The sequence below is a fragment of the Acinetobacter sp. TW_SC_4 genome (genome assembly GCF_054861205.1).
Genome location: NZ_CM142174.1, coordinates 3,144,099 through 3,164,187, shown reverse-complemented (window position 1 = coordinate 3,164,187; position 20,089 = coordinate 3,144,099). Strand labels below are relative to the sequence as shown.

At 43.7% G+C, this 20,089-nt stretch carries 15 protein-coding genes, 2 tRNA genes and 3 rRNA genes; 13 read left to right on the top strand and 7 right to left on the bottom strand.

Going from position 1 to position 20,089, the window contains the following annotated elements:
- Positions 1-122: 122 nt before the first annotated feature.
- A complete protein-coding gene (locus tag ACWM1W_RS15425) occupies positions 123-1,316 on the bottom strand; it encodes a sugar transporter (RefSeq protein WP_034580709.1) in 1,194 nt (397 codons plus the stop codon).
- Positions 1,317-1,419: 103 nt separating this feature from the next.
- The gene (locus tag ACWM1W_RS15420) at positions 1,420-2,082 is read right to left on the bottom strand and encodes an IS1595-like element ISAcra1 family transposase (protein ID WP_312158253.1); all 663 of its coding nucleotides are present in this window, start codon (positions 2,080-2,082) and stop codon (positions 1,420-1,422) included.
- A gap of 265 nt (positions 2,083-2,347) precedes the next feature.
- On the opposite strand from ACWM1W_RS15420, the gene ACWM1W_RS15415 reads away from it, so the two are divergent.
- Complete coding sequence (locus ACWM1W_RS15415; protein WP_004780333.1) at positions 2,348-2,635, top strand: GNAT family N-acetyltransferase; 288 nt, start codon at positions 2,348-2,350, stop codon at positions 2,633-2,635.
- On the opposite strand, the gene ACWM1W_RS15410 is transcribed toward ACWM1W_RS15415, so the two are convergent.
- Positions 2,628-2,981, bottom strand: a complete 354-nt coding sequence (locus tag ACWM1W_RS15410; RefSeq protein ID WP_005233077.1) for a hypothetical protein — start codon at positions 2,979-2,981, stop codon at positions 2,628-2,630. The genes ACWM1W_RS15415 and ACWM1W_RS15410 overlap by 8 nt on opposite strands.
- A 202-nt stretch (positions 2,982-3,183) precedes the next feature.
- Here ACWM1W_RS15410 and ACWM1W_RS15405 point away from each other — a divergent pair, with 202 nt between their 5' ends.
- Positions 3,184-3,654, top strand: coding sequence for a BLUF domain-containing protein (locus tag ACWM1W_RS15405; RefSeq protein ID WP_004780330.1), 471 nt, complete (start codon positions 3,184-3,186; stop codon positions 3,652-3,654).
- 59 nt (positions 3,655-3,713) lie between these two features.
- On the opposite strand, the gene ACWM1W_RS15400 is transcribed toward ACWM1W_RS15405, so the two are convergent.
- From ACWM1W_RS15400 to mpl, 3 genes are all read right to left on the bottom strand, one after another.
- Positions 3,714-4,169 (bottom strand): alcohol dehydrogenase catalytic domain-containing protein, encoded by a 456-nt coding sequence (locus ACWM1W_RS15400; protein WP_004780328.1) that lies wholly within the window; start codon positions 4,167-4,169, stop codon positions 3,714-3,716.
- 90 nt (positions 4,170-4,259) lie between these two features.
- Positions 4,260-4,403 (bottom strand): alanine acetyltransferase, encoded by a 144-nt coding sequence (locus tag ACWM1W_RS15395; protein ID WP_125279591.1) that lies wholly within the window; start codon positions 4,401-4,403, stop codon positions 4,260-4,262.
- Positions 4,404-4,748: 345 nt separating this feature from the next.
- Positions 4,749-6,113, bottom strand: a complete 1,365-nt coding sequence (gene mpl, locus ACWM1W_RS15390) for a UDP-N-acetylmuramate:L-alanyl-gamma-D-glutamyl-meso-diaminopimelate ligase (protein ID WP_005233068.1) — start codon at positions 6,111-6,113, stop codon at positions 4,749-4,751.
- A 241-nt stretch (positions 6,114-6,354) separates the two neighbouring features.
- Here mpl and ACWM1W_RS15385 point away from each other — a divergent pair, with 241 nt between their 5' ends.
- The 4 genes from ACWM1W_RS15385 to ACWM1W_RS15370 all read left to right on the top strand — a co-directional run bounded on the left by ACWM1W_RS15385 (position 6,355) and on the right by ACWM1W_RS15370 (position 10,576).
- Complete coding sequence (locus ACWM1W_RS15385; protein WP_004780323.1) at positions 6,355-6,696, top strand: DMT family protein; 342 nt, start codon at positions 6,355-6,357, stop codon at positions 6,694-6,696.
- A 197-nt stretch (positions 6,697-6,893) separates the two neighbouring features.
- The gene (gene purE, locus ACWM1W_RS15380) at positions 6,894-7,406 is read left to right on the top strand and encodes a 5-(carboxyamino)imidazole ribonucleotide mutase (protein WP_180004433.1); all 513 of its coding nucleotides are present in this window, start codon (positions 6,894-6,896) and stop codon (positions 7,404-7,406) included.
- Positions 7,407-7,434: 28 nt separating this feature from the next.
- Complete coding sequence (locus tag ACWM1W_RS15375) at positions 7,435-8,556, top strand: 5-(carboxyamino)imidazole ribonucleotide synthase (RefSeq protein WP_341121564.1); 1,122 nt, start codon at positions 7,435-7,437, stop codon at positions 8,554-8,556.
- 724 nt (positions 8,557-9,280) lie between these two features.
- Complete coding sequence (locus ACWM1W_RS15370) at positions 9,281-10,576, top strand: lytic murein transglycosylase (RefSeq protein WP_341121568.1); 1,296 nt, start codon at positions 9,281-9,283, stop codon at positions 10,574-10,576.
- Between the two features lie 102 nt (positions 10,577-10,678).
- Here ACWM1W_RS15370 and ACWM1W_RS15365 read toward each other — a convergent pair whose 3' ends face one another.
- Entirely contained in the window at positions 10,679-11,806 is a 1,128-nt protein-coding gene (locus tag ACWM1W_RS15365) for an anhydro-N-acetylmuramic acid kinase (protein WP_180034066.1), read from the bottom strand.
- A gap of 63 nt (positions 11,807-11,869) precedes the next feature.
- Here ACWM1W_RS15365 and tyrS point away from each other — a divergent pair, with 63 nt between their 5' ends.
- From tyrS to rrf, 7 genes are all read left to right on the top strand, one after another.
- The gene (tyrS, locus tag ACWM1W_RS15360) at positions 11,870-13,102 is read left to right on the top strand and encodes a tyrosine--tRNA ligase (RefSeq protein ID WP_161792066.1); all 1,233 of its coding nucleotides are present in this window, start codon (positions 11,870-11,872) and stop codon (positions 13,100-13,102) included.
- A gap of 497 nt (positions 13,103-13,599) precedes the next feature.
- Positions 13,600-13,890, top strand: a complete 291-nt coding sequence (locus tag ACWM1W_RS15355; RefSeq protein ID WP_341121571.1) for a hypothetical protein — start codon at positions 13,600-13,602, stop codon at positions 13,888-13,890.
- 730 nt (positions 13,891-14,620) lie between these two features.
- Positions 14,621-16,158: ribosomal RNA gene (locus tag ACWM1W_RS15350) — 16S ribosomal RNA — on the top strand.
- A 61-nt stretch (positions 16,159-16,219) separates the two neighbouring features.
- Positions 16,220-16,296, top strand: a tRNA-Ile gene (locus ACWM1W_RS15345).
- A 45-nt stretch (positions 16,297-16,341) separates the two neighbouring features.
- Positions 16,342-16,417: transfer RNA gene (locus ACWM1W_RS15340), tRNA-Ala, on the top strand.
- Between the two features lie 399 nt (positions 16,418-16,816).
- Positions 16,817-19,708: ribosomal RNA gene (locus tag ACWM1W_RS15335) — 23S ribosomal RNA — on the top strand.
- Positions 19,709-19,890: 182 nt separating this feature from the next.
- Positions 19,891-20,005 (top strand): 5S ribosomal RNA (gene rrf / locus ACWM1W_RS15330).
- The 16S, 23S and 5S rRNA genes sit together here with 2 tRNA genes alongside, the layout of an rRNA operon.
- Positions 20,006-20,089 lie beyond the last annotated feature (84 nt).

Below are 20,089 nucleotides of genomic sequence, written 5' to 3'. Positions count from 1 at the left end.
TAAACGTTTGGAGGAGGCTACTCCCCTTGTTCAAACTCAATTCTGTTTGAGCAATTGCTCAATATCAGATGAGCATGACAGATTTTATGCATAATCACAAATTATTTTACAAAAAGCAGCGTTTAATCAGCGGCTTTGGGCAAAAAGTCTAGGCGCTGAACCAAATAAAGACTAAGCAGAAATCCAAGGATCGCCAGCCCTGCTCCGGCCCAGCCAATGCTCGATAGTCCAATCTGAAGCGTGACTATACTGCCAAGCAAAGCTCCTCCGCCAATACCGACATTATACAGGCCTGAATAAATGGCCATGGCAACATCTGTAGCATCTGCAGCCAGATTCAGGGTTTTAGATTGTAGGGCCAGGCTGAAACCAATGATGCTCAAACCCCACAGCAGAGATAAGCCAGAGAGGCCTGTGACTGTGCTCGACAGTGGTAATAACAGCAGCATGGAAATAACCAATCCAAAAGTAAAAGCAGGAATAGTCATTTTTGGGAACTGCGCAGCAAAACGGCCAAACAGATAGGAGCCTAGGAATCCTGCCCCGCCATAAACCAGAAGTAAAGTTGTGGTCTGGGCTGAATCAAAGTGGGCGATATTCAGGGAAAACGGTTCAATATAACTATAAGCAGTAAATTGCGCCGTAATCACCAGAATAGTGAGGGCAAAAACTAGCATCAGGCTGGGACGTTTGATCAGGCTTTTTAAGCTGCTGAGGGAGCCTGAATTGACACTTGGAAGCAATGGCAAGGTTTTGGCCAGAATCAGGCAAATGATCAATGCGAGACACGCAATCAGGGCAAAACTATTACGCCAGCCATACGCCTCACCAATCATCCGGCCAAATGGAATACCGAGCACCATCGCCATCGCTGTTCCTGTGGCCAATAAACCAAGTGCCTGAAACTCTTTACCTTTCGGTGCAACCCGAACCGCGAGTGAAGCGGTAATCGACCAGAACAAGGCATGTGCGATGGCAATCCCTATCCGACTGATCACCAGCGTGCTAAAACTCCAGGCAAAATAGGACAGCACATGACTTAAAATAAAGACCGCAAAGACCAGCATCAGTAGAAAACGCCGTTCTATGGCTTTAGTGAGCAGCATGATCGGAAGAGATAGTAGGGCCACGATCCAAGCATAAATGGTCAGCATGATGCCGGCCTGAGTGGCGGACATGGCAAAGCTTTGCCCGATTCCACTCAGTAATGCCACAGGAATAAATTCGGTAGTGTTAAAAATAAAAGCCGCACAGGCTAAAGCGATGACACCAATCCATTGCTTGGTGACGGAAGAAGCGGAAGATGAGTCAGACATACGAAGTTGCATGTAAAAAGATGCTGCATTCTAATCCTGTCTTTCTCAATTAGGGAGTAGGTAAAATTAAATTGGCTCTAGACTAGCAGATTTACACTTAATTTTACCTAATGAGGTTCCACAGCTCAGTTACTAACTCATTAGGTTCCCTCATCCAACGCCATTCAGTTTCTTTAAGATGATAATCAAAGTACTCTTTTGATATGCCGTTAAACTTTGCTAGCCTTCTTTTACAAAAGCTCCAAAATGATTCTATTCCATTTATATGACATTCTCCTCTAGCGAACTCATTTGCTCCGTGATTTACCCTAAAATGCTTTGAATAACCCACATCAACAAGACCATTATAGCCACGCCATCCATCACTATAAATCACACTCTCAAGTGAAACTTTACCAATGATAACCTCTTGTAAAGTCTTCATTTTACAGTCAGGTACGATTTCAGTATAGACGCGCCCATTACGTTCAAATATTCCAAATACTGGCTGTTTTAGAGTCCCACGACCACGCTTTAACTTTCCATGAAACCCACGTTGCCTTTTCGCTCCAAAATAGCTTTCATCTACTTCTATTGAACCAACAAACTTAGCTCTTAAATCTGTTTGATGATCATAGATAGTTTCTCTAAAAAGCATGTACCAATAGTTAATCGTATTACGATTTAAATTGAGTAATAAGGCTGTTTTGGAAGCAGGAATATCAACACAAAAGCATTGAATAATTTTTTTAATCTTGTAGTGACTTAATTTACTGTTTTCTATCATGATTCTAGACTAACATAATCATTTTGCTAGTCTAGAGCCTTAAATTTTTGGGGTGATATGTGATCACTCAAACTGCATCACCCTCAATCAGGCAAAATAGAGAAATAAAAAGTTATCAATATTTGAAAAAAATCACAGGAAATGATGAAAGAAAATAAAAAATTTCATCCAATATTAAAAACTTAACAATAATTCATATTATTTCTTTAAGAAGATGTTTTAAATTAAATAAACCAATAATTTTATTAAGGGATCAGCCTTCAGTATGGACATTCAACATCAAGATTCAAAACGCGGCGGTGTATTTTTTATGGAGGAAGATGGTCGACGTCTTGCTGAAATTACATATCAGTGGCAAGAAGCATCGACCATCGTGGCTGATCATACCTGGGTAGATAATTCCTTACGTGGTCAAGGCGTAGCACGCAAAATGCTGGATGTGCTGGTCGACTTTGCCCGCAAGAATAGCTTAAAAATTATTCCCCAGTGTTCCTATGTAGATGTCATGTTTAAACGTGATCGCAGCCTACAGGATGTTGCAGCTGCTATTTAGCAATTGAATTAAACTTATCCAAGATAGAGATATGTTGTAATTTGCCCTTAAGTGCAGGTACAGAAATATGCTGCAGCAGGTTATATACGCCATAACCTGCCATCAGGCCTATGCTGTTCCATAACACTTCTTCATATTTGCCTAACAGCGTAAGTATTCCCATCATCAGGCTTACGCTGATATAAAAAAACATACGACGGCGAACAAACTGTAAAAGCGTCCAGCCTATAAAAACTGAACTGAGCAGAATGTTGGTTTCGGTCGTCAAGGCCAGTTCATTCAGCATAATCAAAAGCATAAAACATATACACAACAACGCTACAGTGAAAATCAGATCTTTTAACATCAGGTTTCACTCCTTCATTATTATTGCTATATATCTGAAATCATTGATTTCCTCTCAGGAAGTAATTGTTATAAGTTTTCTTTGGAAAAGCAAACCTAAAATAATGTAAGCAAAAACGGATATTTGCTTAAAAAATGATCGACTAAAATTAAAATAATTGATTAAATTATGTTTTTAATTCTTTCTGCAGTGAGATGACCTTATGCTACAGCTTTGCTACGCCAGTGAGCGTATAGAATCTGAACAAGAGTTATTACAGGATCTTAGTGATATATTATCTGTAGCGAGAAAATTTAATAAAGCTCATCAGATTAACGGGGTTTTATATTATTCCCATGGCAAGTTTTTTCAATGTCTGGAAGGTGAAGCAGAGGTGGTAGAAAATCTGTTCCAGAGTATTTGCCGTGATCCACGCCATCATCAGGTGCTTCGCTTTCAGGATGCAACAGTAGAACGTCCACATTTCTCGGAATGGTCGATGAAATATGTTCATAAACATAGTGAAATTTCTTCTTTATTTTCACGTTTTGGTTTAGGCCAGTTTGAACCTCATGCATTGCAACAGGAACAGTTGAGTGGATTCCTGGAGCTGCTCTATCGTCTGGATGAAAATCAGGCCAATCTTGCTTCTCCTCAAGGTTATAAACAGCGTGGTTATATTCCCTATTTTTAATTGACGCTAAAAAATAAAAAAGTCCGCTATGCGGACTTTTTTTTGTTGTCGATAATGATTTAAGTCATTTCAATCATGACCTTTTTGGCAAATTCTAGCTGGTTGTCATCTACATCGACCATGATGATATTGGCTGGAGAATAAAACTGGGCAGTGAGCAAGGCACTCATGCCAATCGGGCCGGCACCGACAATCGCCACATTGTCCCCCGGTTTGACCTGACCATATTGCACACCAATTTCATGGGAGGTCGGCAAAATATCGGAAAGAAAGACCGCAACATCTTCATTCAAACCTTCTGGTAAATGATAGAGAGAAGTATCGGCAAATGGAGTTCGGACATATTCGGCATGAGTGCCGTCAATCATATAACCCATAATCCAGCCACCCTCGTTTCTACAATGGGCATACAGCTGTTTCTGGCAGTTTTCACAGGTGCCGCAGCGGCTGACACAGGAAATAATCACCTGATCGCCCTTTTTAAAGTTTTGAACTGCGGAAGCGACTTCTTCCACAATACCAACACCTTCATGACCGAGAATCCGGCCATTAAAGCTGCCGGTTTTTTCTTTTGCAACCTCCTCAATTTCGGGGTTTTTACCTTTCTATATCCCGAGGTCAGTACCACAAATGGTGACTTTGCTAAGTTTGATAATGGCATCAGTAGGTTGCAGAATGTGGGGAATGCGACGTTCTTCAAAGTGGATATCATTGGCGCCGTAATAAACCATGGCTTTCATTGTTGTCATGACAGATCTCCTAGGGGAATGAGGGTCTGAACAAGAGGGATAAAGCTATTTTTTGCTGCCTTTACAGCCTGGAAAATCATCAGGAGGGTTAAAGATAAAAGAGGATCGAAATGCTGTTGTTCTTATTGATTGTGCCTAGGGCACTCAAAGACTGCAATGAGTCTTATGTCCAGATTGCAACAAAAGATAATGAAAAGAAAAAAGATAAATTTTAGCTGTTTTAACATTGAAATAAGAAAGTTGATTTGAACTTGGATGAGGGTCTATTTTCTTAAAAAAGATAGAAAGCGAATTTAATTTTTAAAATAAAAAAGCCCGCTATTACGGGCTTTTTTATATAAATTTTTAAGCTTTTAAAGCACTAATCAGTTTTTGATGCAGACCGCCAAAACCACCATTGGACATGATTACCACCGCATCGCCCTCACCTGCTTCAGCCACTACGGTCTGGATAATCTCATCCAGAGTACGTGCGACTACAGCTTTATTTGGCGCAGCATTAATTACCGGTTGCAGATCCCAATCCAGGCCTTCTGGCTGATACCAGATCACCTCATCGGCCAGACGCGCGGAATGTGCTAGGCCATCTTTATGACTGCCCATACGCATGGTATTGGAACGTGGTTCAATAATTGCCCACAGCTTACGTTCACCGAGACGCTTGCGTGCGCCATCAAGGGTGGTATCAATCGCAGTTGGGTGATGGGCAAAGTCATCATAGACTTCAATGCCGCGTACAGTGTCCAGCAGTTCCATACGGCGCTTAACACCGCCAAAGTTGGAGAGTGCTTCACAAGCTGTTTCAATAGAGACACCGACATGCTCAGCAGCAGCAATGGTTGCTAGTGCATTGGCTACACTATGCTGACCCGTCATATTCCATTTCACTTCGCCTTTCACGGTACCGTGTTGCAATACCTTGAAGTGAGAACCATCTTCTGAAAGCTGTTCAGCATAAAGCTCAGATTTCTCATTGGTGTCTAATGAAGTGCGAATAACAGGTGTCCAGCAGCCTTGCTCTAACACTTCATCAATATTTGTTTCAGTAATTGGCGCAATAATGCGGCCTTCACTTGGAATGGTACGCACTAAATGGTGGAACTGTTTCTGGATTGCTGCCAGATCATCAAAGATATCAGCATGGTCAAATTCCAGATTGTTCAGAATCGCAGTTTTAGGATGGTAATGCACGAACTTGGAACGCTTGTCGAAGAAAGCAGAATCGTATTCATCGGCTTCAACACAGAAGTATTTACCGCCACCTAAGCGCGCACTTTCAGAAAAGCCAAGCGGGACACCGCCAATCAGGAAGCCAGGTTCTAAACCGGCCTGATCCAGTACCCATGCCAGCATGGTGGTGGTTGTCGTTTTACCATGCGTACCGGCTATACCTAAAACGTGTTTACCTTGTAGCACATGATCTGCCAGAAACTGTGGGCCTGAAATATAAGGCAGGCCTTCATTCAGCATATATTCCACGGCATCAATACCACGTTTCATGGCATTGCCGACAATCACCAGATCCGGATGCGGCTGTAAATGGCTACGGTCGTAGCCCTGCATTAAAGTAATGCCTGCATTTTCCAGCTGGGTCGACATCGGTGGATAAACGTTTTGATCCGATCCTGTCACCTTATGGCCCAGATCACGTGCCAGTAATGCCAGTGAACCCATAAAGGTGCCACAAATACCCAAAATATGCAGATGCATCTACTTCACTCCATTTTGCCTGACACATCACTTTGTACTGGTGCTGTTGCCATGATTTATTCGATTTGCAAGCAACGATAGCAAGGCTTTGACCGAAAAGATAGTCAAAGTTCAAGCATTCCTGCGGGATTTTTTAAATCCTGTTTCACAGACAAATTCAGGGAAATTTTCAAGCTTCCGGAATATCTTTTGGCAAAATAAATCGTAAAATAAGCCCGAACTTTTTGCAGAGTGCATGCAGATGCTACCGGCTCTATTTCTTCTGGTGATTGCCAACTGTTTTATGACCTTGGCCTGGTACGGACATCTCAAATTCCTGCCGCATGATGCACCGCTGTGGCAGGCGATTTTATTTAGCTGGGCCATTGCCTTGTTTGAATATAGCCTGATGATTCCAGCGACCAAATTATTAGCCCAACAGGGACTGGCGGTAGGTCAAATGAAAATTACCCAGGAAGTCGTCACTCTACTGGTCTTTGTTCCCTTTATGATTTTCTTGTTCAAACAGCCGTTTAAACTGGATTATTTATGGGCAGCACTATGTCTCTGTGGCTGTGTCTATTTTGTATTCCGCAGTTCCTGAAATCATCTACTAGCCACTACTTCCCTATTTTTATTCCAGTTTTTAAGAATCCGCTAAAAAAATAAGAAAAATCGAGCCTTGCTTTGACCGTTAAATTTTATGAAGCTGAAAAATCAGTCTATAATATGCCTTCCTATTCAAGCTTGGCTCTCTCGTCGAGATTTATCTTTCTTACTTTAATCTCTGGAAAATTTGCAATGAATGCGGCTGCTGCACAAGATACTCCTCTCGTAGGTATTATCATGGGTTCTCAATCGGATTGGGCAACTCTCGAACACACTGCCAATATGCTCAAGCAGCTTGGTGTCCCATTTGAAGCCGAAGTCGTTTCCGCACACCGTACCCCGGACCGTCTGTTTGAATATGCTGAACAAGCGCGTGATCGTGGTATTCAGGTGATTATTGCCGGTGCGGGTGGTGCAGCGCATTTACCAGGTATGTGTGCAGCCAAAACTGATCTGCCAGTACTGGGTGTACCCGTCAAATCTTCGATCTTAAATGGTGTCGATTCATTGCTTTCTATCGTGCAAATGCCAGCGGGTATCGCCGTAGGAACATTGGCGATCGGTCCTGCCGGTGCAACCAATGCAGCTATTATGGCAGCACAGATTTTAGGTTTAACCCGTCCAGAGATCGCAAAAAATGTCGCAGATTTCCGCGCGGCACAAACCGAGAAAGTCGCAAGTAACAATATTCCAGGTCAAATGTAAGTCCAAGCTTAATACGGGATCAAACACAATGGATAAAACCATCGGTATTTTTGGTGGCGGCCAGTTAGGTCGGATGATGGCACAAGCCGCACTACCTCTAAATATTCAATGTACGTTCTTTGAAGCCAATACGGACTGCCCTTCTGCGGCTTTAGGTCCGGTTTTCTCCACCAAAGCTGTAAATGGCTTGCAGGACTTTATCAATAGCGCAGATGTCTTTAGCCTGGAGTTTGAAAATACACCATTGGCTGATATCGATGTTTTAACGCAAAACAAAGATTTGCATCCACCACGTCAGGCTTTAGCCATCGCACAGCATCGTCTGTCTGAAAAAGCCCTATTTGATGAACTGGAAATTCCGGTTGCACCGTATAAAGCGGTAACTTCACTGGAAAGCTTGCAGACGGCCGTGGCTGAGCTTGGCTTGCCGATCGTGCTAAAAACCTCTCGTGGTGGTTACGATGGTAAAGGTCAGTTTGTTTTACGTTCAGCTGATCAAATTGATCAGGCTTGGGCGGAACTCGGCCCTGCTGGTGAACTGATCGCAGAAAGTTTTGTGACTTTCTCGCGTGAAGTATCGATCATTGCGGTACGTGGTCAAAATGGTGATGTGAAAACCTGGCCATTGGCTGAAAATCATCACCACAACGGCATCCTGTCGCATTCGATTGTTCCGGCACCCAATAGTGCGGATCTGCAACCAGTCGCGCAGGATTACATCACTCGCCTGCTGAATCACTTGGATTATGTGGGTGTATTGACTCTTGAGCTGTTTGTGACAGACAAAGGCCTGTATGCAAACGAGATGGCACCACGTGTGCATAACTCAGGTCACTGGTCGATTGAAGGCGCTGTTTGCTCGCAGTTTGAAAACCATGTTCGTGCGGTCGCAGGTCTGCCACTGGGCTCAACTGAAGTGGTGCGTCCAACCGTGATGGTAAACATTATCGGTCAGCATCCCAAATCTGAAGATGTCCTGGCTTTAGAAGGCGCTCACTTGCATCTATATAACAAGTCAGAGCGTGAAGGTCGCAAGATTGGCCACATTACTTTGATGCCTACAGACAGCGCTCAGCTGACCGCTTTATGTCGTCAACTGGCGAAGATTTTGCCAAATCCGCTGGCATTGAGCGAAGATATGACCATCTAAGCTTTAAGCTGCTGATAAAAAAAGCGATCACTTCGGTGATCGCTTTTTTATTTGTCCAGATTCAGGCATGATTGCGCCTCTTTAAAAATCCCTTGCCATTGGTCGGATCATTTTTAAAATCAATTGCTTATAAACTGATCAATTGAATATAAATATAATAATTTAATTTGCTGCTATTTTGAGCTGAATTCTAGGTTATTCACTTGTGGATAAACTTAACATTGAGTTTGAATTTAAAACTGGAAATAGGTTTTGAATTTAAATTCATAAAAATAAATTCAAATTTAAAAATGAACTTTGAATTTAAACTTTGCTGTTTAAATTTAAATTCAAAAATATGAATTCAAATTTAAAAGCTGATTAATGAATTTAAAGTTTTGAATTTAAAAATAGTTACTTCTAATAAAAATGAATTTAAAATAGAAATGCTATATACCATAAGCCTTTGATTGATTGAAGAATCCTGATTTAAAGGTAAGTTATCCACAATCATTTTTTAAATTCAAAAGTAATTTCCTGAATTTTGAATTTTGAATTTAAATTTAAAAATAAGCTTGATTTGAATTTAAAATGAGTTTGTGGATAAGTTTTTAAATTTAAAAGCTACAAAATGAATTCAAAAGTGTAGGAATTATGAATTTAAATTTACGTATTGGCGCTTTAATTTTCATCATGAACTGCTAAGGTAGAAACATAATTCAAAATCTAAATATTTAAGGGTCTTATGCAACGGCTTGCACTTTTTGTTGGTTCTTTGGTTTTAGCTGCTACACAGGCACAGGCAGAACTGATTATTAATGGTCAGCGTGTGACATCAACGGATATGTCTTCTGTGCCGAGCAGTCCGGTCAATTATGCGTCCCAAAATAATTTTCAGAATTGTCTTGCCAATTTACGCAGTCAGGCGATTGCGCAAGGCGTAAGTGGTTCAACCTACGATCGTTATACGCAAAATTTAACACCTGATTATTCTGTGATTGAAAAGTTGAATTATCAGCCTGAGTTTTCGACCCCAATCTGGGATTATCTGTCCGGACTGGTGGATGAAGAACGTGTACAGCTGGGTCGACAAAAACTGCAGCAACATCGTGAGGTATTAAACCGGATTAGCGCAGCCTATGGAGTGCCGGCAGAAACGATCGTAGCTGTATGGGGCGTAGAAAGTAATTTTGGGGATATTTCTGGAAAATATCCTTTATTACAGGCCTTAGGTACCTTGAGTTGTGAAGGTCGTCGTCAAAGTTATTTCCGTGGTGAGTTCTTTACCACCATGAAATTGCTGCAACGGGGTGATGTCTATGAAAACCAATTAAAAGGTTCGTGGGCGGGGGCTTTTGGTCATACTCAGTTTATGCCATCGACTTATGATGAGCTGGCGGTTGATTTTGATGGGGATGGTCGTCGTGATTTAGTCGGCAGTATTCCTGATGCACTGGCTTCTACAGCTAATTTCCTGAAAAACCGTGGCTGGCAGACTGGCCAACCCTGGGGCTTTGAAGTAAAAATTCCACAAGGTATGTCTGTTGCAGGCGAAGGCCGACGAAATAAAAAATCACTGAGTAGCTGGATGAACCGTGGTGTGGTGCGTGCTGACGGTACTCCGCTATTACAGGGCAATTTATCAGAATCTTCTCAGGCTGGCTTATTGGCACCTGCAGGCGAAAATGGACCGGTATTTTTAGTCTTTAAAAACTTTGATGCTATTTACAGCTATAACGCAGCAGAAAATTATGCTTTAGCGATTGCACATTTATCTGACCGCTTACAAGGTAAGGGAAGCATTCGGGCAGCTTGGCCAACCGATGATCCAGGCACGTCACGTGCGGAACGTCGCGAGATCCAGCAATTCCTGTTAAACCGTGGCTATGATATTGGTGAGGTAGATGGTCTGATTGGGGATAAAACTCGTCAGGCGATTCGTCAGGAACAAAGCCGTCTGGGTTTAAGCCCGACCGGTCGGGCAGGACAGCAAATCCTGCGTGCATTTAGAAATGAAAATGCCAAACTAATGATGCGTTAAGAAGAATTTAGACATGATCTAAATATGGTTCTTCATCATAAAAAAGGTCTGCAAATATGCAGACCTTTTTTATAACTATATATAGTGAGCTTAAAACTGCTTTTATACAGAGGTAATCGTACCTAGAACGCGATAACCGGATGCGCCTGTCACAGCCGGCAGATTGCCGCTGAGTTGATTCATAAAACGCATCGCCAGCCAGGCAAAAGCCGTGCCTTCCACCCAAGTCGGATTTAAGCCAAGGTCGGCTGTGGTTTGTACGCTCCAATGATGTTTACGCAAACGCCAGCGTAACTGTTCCAATAAATGTGAATTATAGGCACCACCACCACAAACATAAATTTCACCGGTATCCAGACCGGAACGGTAAATGGCTTTTTTAATCGCACGGGTCGTGAGCTTCATTAAGGTAGCTTGCACATTCTCTGGTGTATCTTCAAGTTCATCATATTGAAGATCATTGCGCCAATCAGCAATCTGTTCATCCAGCCATTCCAGATTAAAGTCTTCGCGGCCGGTACTTTTAGGTGGCTCTTTTGAGAAGAACTCATGTTCCTGTAAACGGTCTAATAAGCTACGGATTGGCGTGCCATAAGCTGCCCAGTTACCATTTTCATCAAAAGGCTGGCCGGTATAACGCTGACACCAGGCATCCATCAGAATATTGGCAGGGCCTGTATCAAAGCCATAGACCTGATCCGATTGACCTGCCGGCAGAATACTCACATTGGCAATGCCGCCCAGATTCAGAATCACACGGTGAATACTCTCATGCTGGAAAATATCTTGATGGAAAGCGGGGACTAAAGGTGCACCTTGGCCGCCAGCAGCCAGATCGCGACGACGGAAATCGGAAATGACCGGAATCTGGGTGATTTCAGTAATGATATTTGGATCACCAATTTGCAGGGTAAAGCCATGTTCAGGACGATGCCGGATGGTCTGACCATGCGATCCAATTGCCTTGATTTGCGATTTGTTTAAATTATTTTCTTCAATCAGCGTATTGATGCCATGACCAATCATCTGTGCCAGTGCGACATCAGCTTTGCCCATGCGGTCGATTTCATTGTCATCTGGCAAAGTCAGTGCCATCAGTTCATCACGAAGATCGGGATCAAAAGGCAAGGTGAGGGTAGCATGAAGCTGAAGTGGATCAAAAGAAGCAGCAACAATATCGACACCATCCATGCTTGTGCCGGTCATTACCCCAATATAGATCGCTGTCATGATTATTCTTAAGCCTGCAATGTGCTGAAAAAGTGTTAGTATATCGCACAAATTGAATAACTGATGTATTTGGATTTTGTGATGTCAAATTTCCTGCCGGCTGAAGAACAACTTGCCCTCATCCAACGAGGCACCCACGAAATTATTTCTGAAGAAGACCTTCTGAAGAAATTAAAGCAGAATCGTCCTTTAAAAATTAAAGCGGGTTTTGACCCAACTGCACCGGATCTGCACCTAGGTCATACAGTTTTAATCAATAAATTAAAAGTATTCCAGGACTTGGGTCATGAAGTGTACTTCCTGATCGGGGATTATACTGCGATGATCGGTGACCCGACGGGTAAGAGTGCAACCCGCCCGCCATTATCACGCGAGCAGGTACTAGAAAACGCAAAAACCTATCAGGAACAAGTATTTAAAATTCTTGATCCAAACAAAACCAAAGTCGTGTTTAACTCGGAATGGTTTGCACAAAAAACTGCAGCTGACCTGATTCAATTGGCATCACAACAAACAGTTGCACGTATGTTAGAGCGTGATGATTTCACCAAGCGTTATAACAACCAGCAACCGATTGCGATTCACGAATTCTTATATCCACTGGTTCAAGGTTATGACTCAATTGCTTTGGAAGCTGACGTGGAGTTAGGGGGTACAGACCAGACCTTTAACCTGTTGATGGGTCGTACCCTGCAAGGCCGTTATAACCAGGAAGCACAGGTGTGTATCACTGTGCCAATTCTTGAAGGTCTGGATGGTGTGAATAAGATGTCTAAATCTTTAGGCAACTATATTGGTGTATTCGATGCACCGGGCGCGATGTATCAGAAAGTACTGTCTATGCCAGATTCATTGATTGAGCGTTATTTCGATCTGCTCAGCTTCAAATCTATAGAAGAAATTCAAGGCTTGCTGAAAGAAATCGAAGAAGGCCGTAACCCGCAGGAAGTGAAACGCATTCTTGCCCTGGAACTGGTAGAACGTTTCCACGGTGCTGAAGCTGCCGCTCATGCCCATAAAGGTGCAGGTAATATCATTACTGAAGGTGAACTGCCTGAAGGTACGCCAGAAGTGACTATTTCACGTGGCGAATTTGGTGGTGAGATCTTCATTACTTCAATTTTACGTGAAGCTGGCTTAACCAAAAATGCTGCTCAAGCTAAAGATGCCTTAGGCCGCGGCACTGTGAAAGTGGACTGGAAACCGGTTGATGCGTCTTTTTCTGTGAAAGAGAACGTAACTTTAATTATTCAGGCCAGCAAAAAAGCAATTGCAAAAGTGACCTTCGTTGACTAAAGCTGGTTCTAAGTTATTGAAATAAAAGCAGGCTTCGGCCTGCTTTTATTTTTTAAGTTGTATATGAATTATATAAATATAGAAATTAAAAAAAACCTTATAAAAACAACATTTAAATTTTTCCATTTGGCTTGCATTTCAGGTTTTTTGTGTATAAGATTTATTCGTCTAGAGATTCCGTGAAAAGCATATCTAGAGGGTAATGATCAATAACATACAACTCCATAATTGATCAGGTCTCTAAGTAAAGAGACAAGTTAATATAATGTGAATAACTATAATAATGACGTAATGGATCGGGTAAAGATTCAATTCTAAGGAAGAGATTTTGGGAGAGATCTCTTCCTTTTTTATTGGTGTTGTCTGGCTATATGTTCAATCTTCAATAAATTCAAAACAAAGATGGATGAATCAGCTTGGATTAAGGTTAAATCCATGGTGAGGTAAATGAATCATCTTTGAATCTCAATCCATCTATAAAAAGAAAGGTAAATAAGGTGTATCAATACCAGACTGAACAGATGTTTGATGAAGACATCGATTTCATTTTGCGTTTTCTCTTCGAATATGAGTCTGCTGAGCGAAAACAAAAATCTTTTGATCAGGTACAGGCCTTATTTCAGCAATTAGATCTTGCCTCCCACTATTTACTCTTTTCATTAGTCAAAGAACGCCTGCCACGTCGGGCCAAATTATTGTTTGCTGCTGAAGACTATAGTGGTAAGAAAGAAGTGATTGAGGAAGTGATGCAGCACTGGATAAAAGATAAATACTCAAATCTGGCTTAATCGATTTTAATCTTCTGCTTATTCTTCTGCGCTTAAGTAAGATTTCCGGATGATCTGAAACCTAGAAAGATCATATCCTTATTTTTGTTCTTTAAAACCGAGTGTTAAGAAAAATCTGTATACAGCAAAGATTTTGATCTTACAAAAAGCTCTATATATAAGTCGGATAGAAAACAGCAAAATATGTAACCTGATATAAGAGAGTTTCGGAAAATTCTGGATACAGCCCTTAAATTGTACGGTCTTATTTAAAAATCACAGTTTTTTGATAGTTATCAGGTCTTAATAAATTTTACTGTTTTAAATTGAATTGCAATGAATATAGCTTTTATTGAAGAAAAACGCTCAAAATTTAGATAAAAAAGCGATTTTTTAACGAAATTCGTAGAAAAAAGATACATACGTGAAAAATATAGTGAATTGGGGGTTGCAATGATTCTGAAATCCTCTAGAATGCACCCATACCGACGAGATAGACGGAAACGAACGAAACGCGAAGCGTTGAGTTGTTGAGTTTATCGAAGTCCAGCTTCTGGCATTGACGAGATGTTAGAAAGATCATTAAGAGATTATGAAGAACAACTTGTGTGGATTTTTACTGGTTGATTGATCGAAATTATTTTCATTGATTGATTGGTTTAAATTACTCGAAGTTTATTTGAGCGAAATTTAAGTCAGAAAATTGATGAGCCAAGTTTAAGAACTTTACTTATAAAGTTCGAAATGATTTTAACTGAAGAGTTTGATCATGGCTCAGATTGAACGCTGGCGGCAGGCTTAACACATGCAAGTCGAGCGGGGATAGGGTGCTTGCACCTGATTCCTAGCGGCGGACGGGTGAGTAATGCTTAGGAATCTGCCTATTAGTGGGGGACAACGTTCCGAAAGGGACGCTAATACCGCATACGTCCTACGGGAGAAAGCAGGGGATCTTCGGACCTTGCGCTAATAGATGAGCCTAAGTCGGATTAGCTAGTTGGTGGGGTAAAGGCCTACCAAGGCGACGATCTGTAGCGGGTCTGAGAGGATGATCCGCCACACTGGGACTGAGACACGGCCCAGACTCCTACGGGAGGCAGCAGTGGGGAATATTGGACAATGGGGGGAACCCTGATCCAGCCATGCCGCGTGTGTGAAGAAGGCCTTTTGGTTGTAAAGCACTTTAAGCGAGGAGGAGGCTTACCTGGTTAATACCTGGGATAAGTGGACGTTACTCGCAGAATAAGCACCGGCTAACTCTGTGCCAGCAGCCGCGGTAATACAGAGGGTGCAAGCGTTAATCGGATTTACTGGGCGTAAAGCGCGCGTAGGTGGCTAATTAAGTCAAATGTGAAATCCCCGAGCTTAACTTGGGAATTGCATTCGATACTGGTTAGCTAGAGTATGGGAGAGGATGGTAGAATTCCAGGTGTAGCGGTGAAATGCGTAGAGATCTGGAGGAATACCGATGGCGAAGGCAGCCATCTGGCCTAATACTGACACTGAGGTGCGAAAGCATGGGGAGCAAACAGGATTAGATACCCTGGTAGTCCATGCCGTAAACGATGTCTACTAGCCGTTGGGGCCCTTGAGGCTTTAGTGGCGCAGCTAACGCGATAAGTAGACCGCCTGGGGAGTACGGTCGCAAGACTAAAACTCAAATGAATTGACGGGGGCCCGCACAAGCGGTGGAGCATGTGGTTTAATTCGATGCAACGCGAAGAACCTTACCTGGCCTTGACATACAGAGAACTTTCCAGAGATGGATTGGTGCCTTCGGGAACTCTGATACAGGTGCTGCATGGCTGTCGTCAGCTCGTGTCGTGAGATGTTGGGTTAAGTCCCGCAACGAGCGCAACCCTTTTCCTTATTTGCCAGCACTTTGGGTGGGAACTTTAAGGATACTGCCAGTGACAAACTGGAGGAAGGCGGGGACGACGTCAAGTCATCATGGCCCTTACGGCCAGGGCTACACACGTGCTACAATGGTCGGTACAAAGGGTTGCTACTGCGCGAGCAGATGCTAATCTCAAAAAGCCGATCGTAGTCCGGATCGCAGTCTGCAACTCGACTGCGTGAAGTCGGAATCGCTAGTAATCGCGGATCAGAATGCCGCGGTGAATACGTTCCCGGGCCTTGTACACACCGCCCGTCACACCATGGGAGTTTGTTGCACCAGAAGTAGCTAGCCTAACTGCAAAGAGGGCGGTTACCACGGTGTGGCCGATGACTGGGGTGAAGTCGTAACAAGGTAGCCGTAGGGGAACCTGCGGCTGGATCACCTCCTTAACGAAAGATTGACGATTGGTAAGAATCCACAACAAGTTGTTCTTCATGACGATGTATCTGAGGGTCTGTAGCTCAGTTGGTTAGAGCACACGCTTGATAAGCGTGGGGTCACAAGTTCAAGTCTTGTCAGACCCACCATCTGCCAGAAAACAGAAAATCAGAACATTGACTTATTGATAAGCTGGGGACTTAGCTTAGTTGGTAGAGCGCCTGCTTTGCACGCAGGAGGTCAGGAGTTCGACTCTCCTAGTCTCCACCACGTATTCGTTCGAATACGTAGTAAGCAAACGAACTGATAGCTTATAGAGCTTAGTGATTAAGTTGCGTATAATGCGCGGCATTGTTATTAATCTCTGTGATTTATCACAGTAATGCAGTCCGACGAGGATGCATTAAATCATTAACAGAATATATTTGAGTTGAAATAATTTGTTCATACTCATGAAAGAGCGGAAACGAGAGATCGCAAGATTGATTGTTGAAGTGATTGAATGAGAACTAGCGAAATTAACTGAATCAAGCGTTTTGGTATATGAATCTAATTGAAGCTGTACAGTAGTTAAATCTACGAGACGCCAACTGTATGAGAGTGATGAGTAATCATCATAATCTGTTGCTCATCCTACTTGTAGGGATGAACGACTGTTTGGGGTTGTATAGTCAAGTAATTAAGTGCATGTGGTGGATGCCTTGGCAGTCAGAGGCGAAGAAAGACGTGATAGCCTGCGAAAAGCTCCGGGGAGGCGGCAAATATCCTGTGATCCGGAGATGTCTGAATGGGGAAACCCACCGGCTATAAGGTCGGTATCATAAACTGAATACATAGGTTTATGAGGCGAACGCGGAGAAGTGAAACATCTCAGTATCCGTAGGAAAAGAAATCAATTGAGATTCCCTCAGTAGCGGCGAGCGAAAGGGGAACAGCCCATTAAGTCATATCAGTTTTAGTGGAATGCTCTGGGAAGTGCAACCATAGTGGGTGATAGTCCTGTACACGAAAGGGCTGATATGATGATGTCGAGTAGGGCGAGGCACGTGAAACCTTGTCTGAATATAGGGGGACCATCCTCTAAGGCTAAATACTCCTGACTGACCGATAGTGAACCAGTACCGTGAGGGAAAGGCGAAAAGAACCCCTGTGAGGGGAGTGAAATAGATCCTGAAACCGCATGCATACAAGCAGTGGGAGCCACTTTGTGTGGTGACTGCGTACCTTTTGTATAATGGGTCAGCGACTTATATTCAGTAGCGAGGTTAACCGAATAGGGGAGCCGTAGAGAAATCGAGTCTTAATAGGGCGTATAGTTGCTGGGTATAGACCCGAAACCGGGTGATCTATCCATGAGCAGGTTGAAGGTTGGGTAACACTAACTGGAGGACCGAACCCACTGTCGTTGAAAAGCCAGGGGATGACTTGTGGATAGGGGTGAAAGGCTAATCAAACTCGGTGATAGCTGGTTCTCCCCGAAAGCTATTTAGGTAGCGCCTCGGACGAATACCATTGGGGGTAGAGCACTGTTTCGGCTAGGGGGTCATCCCGACTTACCAAACCGATGCAAACTCCGAATACCAATGAGTACTATCCGGGAGACAGACTGCGGGTGCTAACGTCCGTAGTCAAGAGGAAAACAATCCAGACCGCCAGCTAAGGTCCCTAAATCATAGTTAAGTGGGAAACGATGTGGGAAGGCATAGACAGCTAGGAGGTTGGCTTAGAAGCAGCCACCCTTTAAAGAAAGCGTAATAGCTCACTAGTCGAGTCGGCCTGCGCGGAAGATGTAACGGGGCTAAAACTATGTACCGAAGCTGCGGATTTGCAATTTATTGCAAGTGGTAGGGGAGCGTTCTGTAAGCCGATGAAGGTGGATTGAGAAGTCTGCTGGAGGTATCAGAAGTGCGAATGCTGACGTGAGTAACGACAAAACGGGTGAAAAACCCGTTCGCTGAAAGACCAAGGGTTCCAGTCCAACGTTAATCGGGGCTGGGTGAGTCGACCCCTAAGGCGAGGCCGAGAGGCGTAGTCGATGGGAAATTGGTTAATATTCCAATACTTCAGTGTAATGCGATGAGAGGACGGAGAAGGTTAAGTCAGCCTGGCGTTGGTTGTCCAGGTGGAAGACAGTAGGCATGCATCTTAGGCAAATCCGGGGTGCTCTATGCTGAGAGTTGATAGCAAGCCAGTTTACTGGTGAAGTGGCTGATACCATACTTCCAGGAAAAGTCTCTAAGCTTCAGTTACACTGGAATCGTACCCGAAACCGACACAGGTGGTCAGGTCGAGTAGACCAAAGCGCTTGAGAGAACTCTGCTGAAGGAACTAGGCAAAATGGTACCGTAACTTCGGGAGAAGGTACGCTGCCGGCGGTGATAGGACTTGCTCCTTGAGCTGTTGGCAGCCTCAGAAACCAGGCCGCTGCAACTGTTTATTAAAAACATAGCACTCTGCAAACACGAAAGTGGACGTATAGGGTGTGATGCCTGCCCGGTGCTGGAAGGTTAATTGATGGGGTTAGCGTAAGCGAAGCTCTTGATCGAAGCCCCAGTAAACGGCGGCCGTAACTATAACGGTCCTAAGGTAGCGAAATTCCTTGTCGGGTAAGTTCCGACCTGCACGAATGGCATAATGATGGCGGCGCTGTCTCCAGCAGAGGCTCAGTGAAATCGAATTCGCCGTGAAGATGCGGTGTACCCGCGGCTAGACGGAAAGACCCCGTGAACCTTTACTGCAGCTTGACATTGAACTTTGATCTTACTTGTGTAGGATAGGTGGGAGGCTTTGAAGTGGTGACGCTAGTTGCCATGGAGCCGTCCTTGAAATACCACCCTGGTAATATTGAGGTTCTAACTCTGCTCCCTGATCGGGAGCGAGGACCATGTCTGGTGGGTAGTTTGACTGGGGCGGTCTCCTCCTAAAGAGTAACGGAGGAGTACGAAGGTGCGCTCAGCGTGGTCGGAAATCACGCGTAGAGTATAAAGGCAAAAGCGCGCTTAACTGCGAGACCCACAAGTCGAGCAGGTACGAAAGTAGGTCTTAGTGATCCGGTGGTTCTGTATGGAAGGGCCATCGCTCAACGGATAAAAGGTACTCTGGGGATAACAGGCTGATACCGCCCAAGAGTTCATATCGACGGCGGTGTTTGGCACCTCGATGTCGGCTCATCTCATCCTGGGGCTGAAGCAGGTCCCAAGGGTATGGCTGTTCGCCATTTAAAGAGGTACGCGAGCTGGGTTTAGAACGTCGTGAGACAGTTCGGTCCCTATCTACCGTGGGCGCTGGAAATTTGAGAGGATCTGCTCCTAGTACGAGAGGACCAGAGTGGACGAACCTCTGGTGTACCGGTTGTGACGCCAGTCGCATCGCCGGGTAGCTATGTTCGGAAGGGATAACCGCTGAAAGCATCTAAGCGGGAAGCCTACCTCAAGATAAGATTTCCCCGAGACTTTATGTCTCCTGAAGAGCCGTTGAAGACTACGACGTTGATAGGTTGGATGTGGAAGTGCAGTGATGCATGAAGCTGACCAATACTAATTGCTCGTGAGGCTTGACTATACAACACCCAAGCAGTTGTATATAAAGCGTCAATTGATTCACAAATAATCGAAGCAACTTGATTTAGTTCAAAAGCTAGATACAATGAACACCTTAAATTAACTCAGATATACCTGTTAATAACTCATTTGGTAGAAACCTTAGCAATATGTAAGACTAAGCAAGTATCCATAAACAGTTGTGCTGGCGACCATAGCAAGAGTGAACCACCTGATCCCTTCCCGAACTCAGAAGTGAAACCTCTTAGCGCTGATGGTAGTGTGGGGTCTCCCATGTGAGAGTAAGTCATCGCCAGCTCATTATTCCAAAAGCCCTCTGCTCACGCAGGGGGCTTTTTTTATATAACATATAAACCTTTTTTATCTTTAACGACTAATTTTT